The sequence below is a fragment of the uncultured Oscillibacter sp. genome, assembly GCF_910584465.1.
Taxonomy (GTDB): Bacteria; Bacillota; Clostridia; order Oscillospirales; family Oscillospiraceae; genus Oscillibacter.
On record NZ_CAJUBK010000092.1, the window covers coordinates 1 to 6,202 of the forward strand.

Consider the following 6,202-nt stretch of genomic DNA (forward strand, 5'->3'; position numbering starts at 1 on the left):
CCATGTTCGGCACCAAGGCCAAGGGCCCCCGCTATCTGGAGATGGCCGAGGGCTATGTCACCCGCATCGCCCTGAACAAGGACGACGAGATCGTCGGCTATGAGTTCGTGAACCTGGGCAAGATGATGGACGCCATCAAGAAGGGCACCGACGCCAACGAGGCCCTGGACAAGGCCAAGGGCCGCTACGGCCAGTTCGACGGGGCCGCCAAGTATATCGACCCCCGTCACGAGTAAAAAAAGGAGGGATTGAGAAATGGCTCTGTTTGAAAGCTACGAGAGACGGATCGGCAAGATCGATCCTGTCCTGTCCCAGTACGGGATCGAGAGCGTCGAGGCGTGCCGCGAGCTGTGCCAGGCCGCCGGCTTCGACCCCTATGAGATCGTGAAGGGCATCCAGCCCATCTGCTTCGAGAACGCCTGCTGGGCCTACTGCGTGGGCGCGGCCATCGCGCTGAAGAAGAACGTGGCCACCGCCGCCGAGGCCGCCGAGGCCATCGGCGAGGGTCTCCAGGCCTTCTGCATCCCCGGCTCCGTGGCCGAGGACCGCAAGGTGGGCCTGGGCCACGGCAACCTGGGCGCCATGCTGCTGCGCGACGAGACCAAGTGCTTCGCCTTCCTGGCGGGCCACGAGTCCTTCGCCGCGGCCGAGGGCGCCATCGGCATCGTCCGCAACGCCAACAAGGCCCGCAAGGAGCCCCTGCGCGTCATCCTGAACGGCCTGGGCAAGGACGCCGCCCAGATCATCAGCCGCATCAACGGCTTCACCTACGTCCAGACCCAGTTCGACTACGGCACCGGCGAGGTGTCGGTGGTCAAGGAGACCCGCTATTCCGAGGGCGAGCGGGCCAACGTCCGCTGCTACGGCGCGGACGACGTCCGGGAGGGCGTGGCCATCATGCACCTGGAGGGCGTGGACGTGTCCATCACCGGCAACTCCACCAACCCCACCCGGTTCCAGCACCCCGTGGCGGGCACCTACAAGAAGGAGTGCTGTGAGCAGGGGAAGAAGTACTTCTCCGTGGCCTCCGGCGGCGGCACCGGCCGCACCCTGCACCCGGACAACATGGCCGCCGGCCCCGCCAGCTACGGCATGACCGACACCATGGGCCGGATGCACTCCGACGCCCAGTTCGCCGGGTCCAGCTCCGTCCCCGCCCACGTGGAGATGATGGGCTTCCTGGGCATGGGCAACAACCCCATGGTGGGCGCCACCGTCGCCGTGGCCGTGGCCGTCGCCGAGAGCCGGGCGTAAGCCGCCAGCGGACGATCCCCCGGAGCACGGCGCTCCGGGGGTCTTTCGCGCGGCCCGCCGCCCCGCCCGGGGAGCGCGGGCGGGCGGTCCCGCCTCCACGCCGCGGGGAGCGTTTTTTATTTGACGCTACCAGGAAAAGGTAGTATAATAGGACCATCTAGAAAGGAGGCCCTGTTATGAAGACGATCGTCACCATCGGGAGACAGTTTGGCAGCGGCGGCAAGGAGATCGGCATCCGCGTCGCGAAGGAGCTGGGCATCCCCTTTTACGATAAGGAGATCCTGCAGGAGGCCGCCAAGAAGAGCGGCCTGTGCGAGAAGATCTTGGAGAACTTCGACGAACGGCCCAAGAGCCTGCTCTATTCCATCGCCATGGACTCGTACATGTTCGCCCTCCCCGGCACCGGCGTGGGCGACTCCCTGGAACAGCAGGTCTACCTCGCCACCTTCAACACCATCCGCCACATCGCCGGGCAGGGCCCCTGCGTGATCATCGGCCGCTGCGCGGACTACGCCCTGGCCGGGGACCCCGACCACCTCAGCATCTTCATCCACGCCCCCATCGAGGACCGCATCCGCCGGGTCTCGGAGCGTCAGGGCATCTCCCCGGACAAGGCCAGGACCCTCATCAACAAGACCGACAAGCGCCGGGCCTCTTACTACGAGTACTACTCCTCCCAGAAGTGGGGGGCGGTGGACAGCTACGACTTCTGCCTCAACAGCAGCTATCTGGGCCTGGGCCGCACGGTGGAGCTCATCCAAGCCATCGTGGCCCATAAGGAACACCCCATCCCCAGCCCCACGGAGGAAGATCCTACACGGAAGTGAACGCCGCCCGGCGGGCTATGGTGCCCGCCGGGCTTTCCCGCGCCCTTCCATTTTATGGGTGGGTAAAAATCTTTCCTATGCGATCGTTTGCGCTTCCGGCGCGCCCCCTGCCCGGCAGGGCGGCCCTTGGGGAAAAATTTTTCCTAAATTTGCAAGTTAGTGCTTCCTTAATCGGGAAAAGTCTGATATAATGACGCCTTAGTTAAGATGTTTGGCCTCTTCCTCTGCGGCGAAACGGATCTGGGACGACTTGGGCACCATAGAAGGAGTATGGTTATGGAGAAGATCTTGATCATCGACGACAGTCCTGTCCAGGCGAATTTCCTGCGTTCCATCCTGGATGCCGACCACGACGTCACCGTCGTCAACACCGCCGAGGCGGGGCTGGAGCAGGCGAAGACCGGGGGATATTCCCTGATCCTCCTGGACGTGATCATGCCCGGCATGGACGGGTTCCAGCTCTTGAAGCTCCTCCAGGAAGAGGTGATCGCCTTCCAGACGCCGGTGATCCTCATCACCAGCCTCAACGACATCCAGAACGAGGAGCGGGGCCTGACCCTGGGGGCCGTGGACTACATCACCAAGCCCTTCCATCCCGGCATCGTCCGGGCCCGGGTGAACACCCATATCAAGCTCTACCAGTACCGCACCAAGATCGAGCAGGAGGCCACCATGGACCAGCTCACCGGCGTGGCCAACCGGCGGCGTTATGACCGGGTCAGCGCCAAGCGCTGGCAGGACGCCCTCCGGCTGGGCGTCCCCCTCTCCATCTGCATGTTCGACATCGATAAATTCAAGGTCTACAACGACACCTTCGGCCACCCCGCCGGGGACAAGGTCATCAAGGCCGTGGCCCAGACCGCTTCCGCCCTCCTGCGGCGGAGCACGGACTTCTTCGCCCGGTACGGCGGGGAGGAGTTCGTGGCCCTGATCCTGGGGAACGACGCCAAGAACGACTTCGAGCACATGAAGCGGATCCGCCAGGCGGTGGAGGACCTGCACATCCCCCACGATCCCGGGGTCTCCCCCTGGGTGACGGTCAGCATCGGCGGCATCACCGCCGTCCCCAAGGCGGGGGCCTCCTATGACAACTATTTGAAGATGGCGGACGCCATGCTCTACGACGCCAAGCGTTTCGGACGCGACCAGGTGGTCTGGAGCAACGAGCAGATGGAGCAGTGGCGGGAGCGATGAGGCCGCCCGCTCCTCCCCCCAGGGGCGCAGCATCCGGCGGCAGGGCCGCGGGGCGGTCCGGCGGGGGAGGGCGTATCGCATGATAGGGCCAGCGGCGCGAGGGTGGAGCTCCGACGCTGTTTCTATAAGGAAAGAGGACCGGATGTCCGGTCCTCTTTTTTTATGCTCCGGGCCCGCTCACTTGTAGAGCTCGGGCTTCTCCATGGTCTCGACCTTGAGGAACTGGGAGGTGCCGCGGGAGGCGTTCAGCGCGTCGCCGGCGACGCAGGCCACGTAGCCGTCCCAGGAGGAGGGGCCGGTGAGCTTGCCGGCGTGGACGGACTCCACCCACTTGCAGAACTCGATGTCATACGCCTCGATGAAGCGCTCCTTCCAGTCGGTCATGATGGGCATGCACTCGGCGGGAGCCACGCTGTCCCAGCCGGCGGGACGGGAGCGGCGCACCACGGCATAGGGATCGGGGAGCTTCACGGTGCCGTTCTCGCAGACGACCTCGCACTGGATGTCGTAGCCGTAGCCGTCGGCCACCTGGACCTCCACGTCGATGAAGCAGCCCTTCTTGGTCCGCATCAGCATGATCTGGGGGTTGTCATAGCCCTTGTCGGAGTTGGCGGACTGGCGGACCTTGACGCACTGCACGTCCTCGTACTCGTCGTCCAGCAGCCAGCGGCAGATGTCCAGCTCGTGGATGGCCACGTTGGTGACGCCGTTCTCGGTCTTGAAGCCCGGGCCCTGGGCCACGTTGCGGTGGCAGGCCTTGATGACCAGGGGGGCGCCGATCTCGCCGGAGTCGATGATGCGCTTCATCTCGGCGTAGCCCCGATCATAGTGGCGCATGAAGCCCACCTGGACCAGCCGCTTGCCGATCTCCAGCTCCCGCTCGATGATCTCCTCGCAGTCCTTGGCGTTCTGGCTCAGGGGCTTCTCGCAGAAGCACCACTTCTCCTCCGCCAGGGTCTTCATGACGTAGTCGTGGTGGGTGGGATCGATGGAGGTGATGACCACGGCCTCCACCTCGGGATCCTTGATCATGCCGTCGCAGTCATTGCCGTAGGACTTGATGCCGTACTTGGCGGCGGTCTCGTCCGCGGCGGCGGCCACGTAGTCGGAGACGGCCACGACGGTGGCGCCGGGGACCGTGTCGATGATGCGGCGGCAGTGGTCCTTGCCGATGGCGCCGCAGCCGATGATACCGATCTTCAAAACCTTATCCATGATGATCGACCTTCCTTTTCATTATTCATGGCGGACCGCCGGGAGCGGCGGTCCGCTTCCTGTCGTTCCCATGCTGTGGGGGGACTTCCATAGTCCGCGGGGGCCTTCCCCCGCGGGGGTGGGAGGACGCCGCTCAGTACTTCCGGGCCTCGTCGCGGCCGGCCTTCACGCCCTTCCAGGCTTCCCGGACGCTCTCCTTCTGGGACACGTCGGCGAGCCCGACGTTCCACCAGGACTCGTAGCCGTCGGTCATGGTCTTGGGGATGACCTTCAGGTCGAAGAGGCAGGCGACCGTCTGCTTTTTCGCGTCGGCCAGGGCGGCCTCCAGCTCGGCGATGGTCCGGCAGGTGTATGTCTTCAGGCCGTAGCCCTCGCCCACCTTGGCGTAGTCCACGGGGATCAGGTCCCCGGTGGGCTTCTTGCCGTCGGTGTAGCGGAACTCCGTTGCAAGGCTCCCGATGCCGTGGTTCATCTCCAGGTTGTTGATGCAGCCGAAGCCGCAGTTGTCGAAGATCAGGATGTTGACCTTCTGCTTCTCCTGCTGGATGGTCATGATCTCGCTGTGGAGCATCTGGAAGCTGGAGTCGCCCACCACGCAGTAGACCTCGCTCTCGGGCTCGGCGAACTTCACGCCCAGGGTCGCGGCCACCTCGTAGCCCATGCAGGAATAGCCGTACTCCGCGTGATAGCCGCCCCGCTTGTCGGTGGTCCACATCCGCTGCATGCAGCTGGGCAGGGACCCGCCGGCGGTGATGATGATGGCGTCCTCGTCGATGACCCGCCGGATCGCCGCCAGGGCGCCGGTCTGGGTGATCTTGCCGTCGGTCAGCTTCACGAACTCGGGCACCGTCCGGGGATCGCGGGCCTTGATGATGGGCTCGAAATCGTCGCCGGTGTACTCGATGGATCCCAGGCGCTCCATCTCCTTGGCCCAGACGGCCTTGGCCTCGGCAATCTCATCGGTATAAGCGGACCGGTACCCCTTGGCCCGGAGCTTCTCCGCCAGGGCCTGGACGGTGACCTTCGCGTCGCCCACGGCCTTCACGGCGTCCATCTTATAGGCGTGGAACCGGCAGTTGTTGATGGTGACGAACTTCACGTCCGCGTTCTGATAGAGCCGCTTGGAGCTGGTGGTGAAGTCGCTGAGGCGGGAGCCGATGGCGATGACCACGTCCGCGTCCTTGGCGATGTGGTTGGAGGCGTAGGTCCCCGTCACGCCGATGCCGCCCAGGCACATGGGATGGCTGGACTTGCAGGCGCTCTTGCCCGCCTGGGTCTCGCCGAAGGGGATATCGAATTCCTCGCAGAAGCTCTCCACGGCCTCGCCCGCGCCGGAATAGCGCACGCCGCCGCCCACGATGACCAGGGGCTTCTTGGCCCCGGCGACGATCTCGGCGATGTCCTCCAGCTCCTCCTCGACCGCCACGGGCCGGGTGATGCGGTGGACCCGCTTCTGGAAGAAGTACTCGGGGAAGTCATAGCTCTCGCCCTCCACGTCCTGGGGCAGGGCGATGCAGCACGCGCCGGTCTCGGCGGGGTCCGTCAGGACCCGCATGGCGTTGATGAGAGCGGTCATGACCTGCTCGGGGCGGGTGATGCGGTCCCAGTACTTGCACACGGGCTTGAACGCGTCGTTGGTGGAGACGGCCAGGCTGGAGCTCTGCTCCAGCTGCTGGAGCACCGGGTCCGGCTGGCGGGAGGCGAAGGTGTCC

5 protein-coding genes and 1 pseudogene are annotated in these 6,202 nt (G+C 65.0%); 4 read left to right on the top strand and 2 right to left on the bottom strand.

All coding sequences use genetic code 11. The annotated features are described in order from the left end of the window. The 4 genes and pseudogenes from QZ332_RS12760 to QZ332_RS12775 form a co-directional block, all read left to right on the top strand. Positions 1-236, top strand: a pseudogene (locus QZ332_RS12760) (hypothetical protein); the annotation flags it as partial. A gap of 19 nt (positions 237-255) precedes the next feature. Next, positions 256-1,254 carry a GGGtGRT protein gene (locus QZ332_RS12765; protein ID WP_295766105.1) on the top strand — a complete coding sequence of 333 codons (999 nt, stop codon included), beginning with the start codon at positions 256-258 and terminating at the stop codon, positions 1,252-1,254. Between the two features lie 176 nt (positions 1,255-1,430). Further along, a complete protein-coding gene (locus tag QZ332_RS12770; RefSeq protein WP_295766107.1) occupies positions 1,431-2,081 on the top strand; it encodes an AAA family ATPase in 651 nt (216 codons plus the stop codon). Between the two features lie 276 nt (positions 2,082-2,357). Then, positions 2,358-3,275, top strand: coding sequence for a diguanylate cyclase (locus QZ332_RS12775; RefSeq protein ID WP_295766110.1), 918 nt, complete (start codon positions 2,358-2,360; stop codon positions 3,273-3,275). Between the two features lie 177 nt (positions 3,276-3,452). Here QZ332_RS12775 and QZ332_RS12780 read toward each other — a convergent pair whose 3' ends face one another. After that, positions 3,453-4,490 carry a Gfo/Idh/MocA family protein gene (locus QZ332_RS12780; protein ID WP_295766112.1) on the bottom strand — a complete coding sequence of 346 codons (1,038 nt, stop codon included), beginning with the start codon at positions 4,488-4,490 and terminating at the stop codon, positions 3,453-3,455. Between the two features lie 133 nt (positions 4,491-4,623). After that, positions 4,624-6,202, bottom strand: a 1,579-nt coding sequence (locus tag QZ332_RS12785) for a thiamine pyrophosphate-dependent enzyme (protein WP_295766114.1), incomplete at its 5' end; no start/stop codon positions are given.

What these genes read in the sequence shown, in the direction of transcription:
- QZ332_RS12765 (WP_295766105.1), top strand. Translation starts at nt 256, where the DNA reads ATGGCTCTGTTTGAAAGCTACGAGAGACGGATCGGCAAGATCGATCCT.
- QZ332_RS12770 (WP_295766107.1), top strand. Translation starts at nt 1,431, where the DNA reads ATGAAGACGATCGTCACCATCGGGAGACAGTTTGGCAGCGGCGGCAAG.
- QZ332_RS12775 (WP_295766110.1), top strand. Translation starts at nt 2,358, where the DNA reads ATGGAGAAGATCTTGATCATCGACGACAGTCCTGTCCAGGCGAATTTC.
- QZ332_RS12780 (WP_295766112.1), bottom strand. Translation starts at nt 4,490, where the DNA reads ATGGATAAGGTTTTGAAGATCGGTATCATCGGCTGCGGCGCCATCGGC.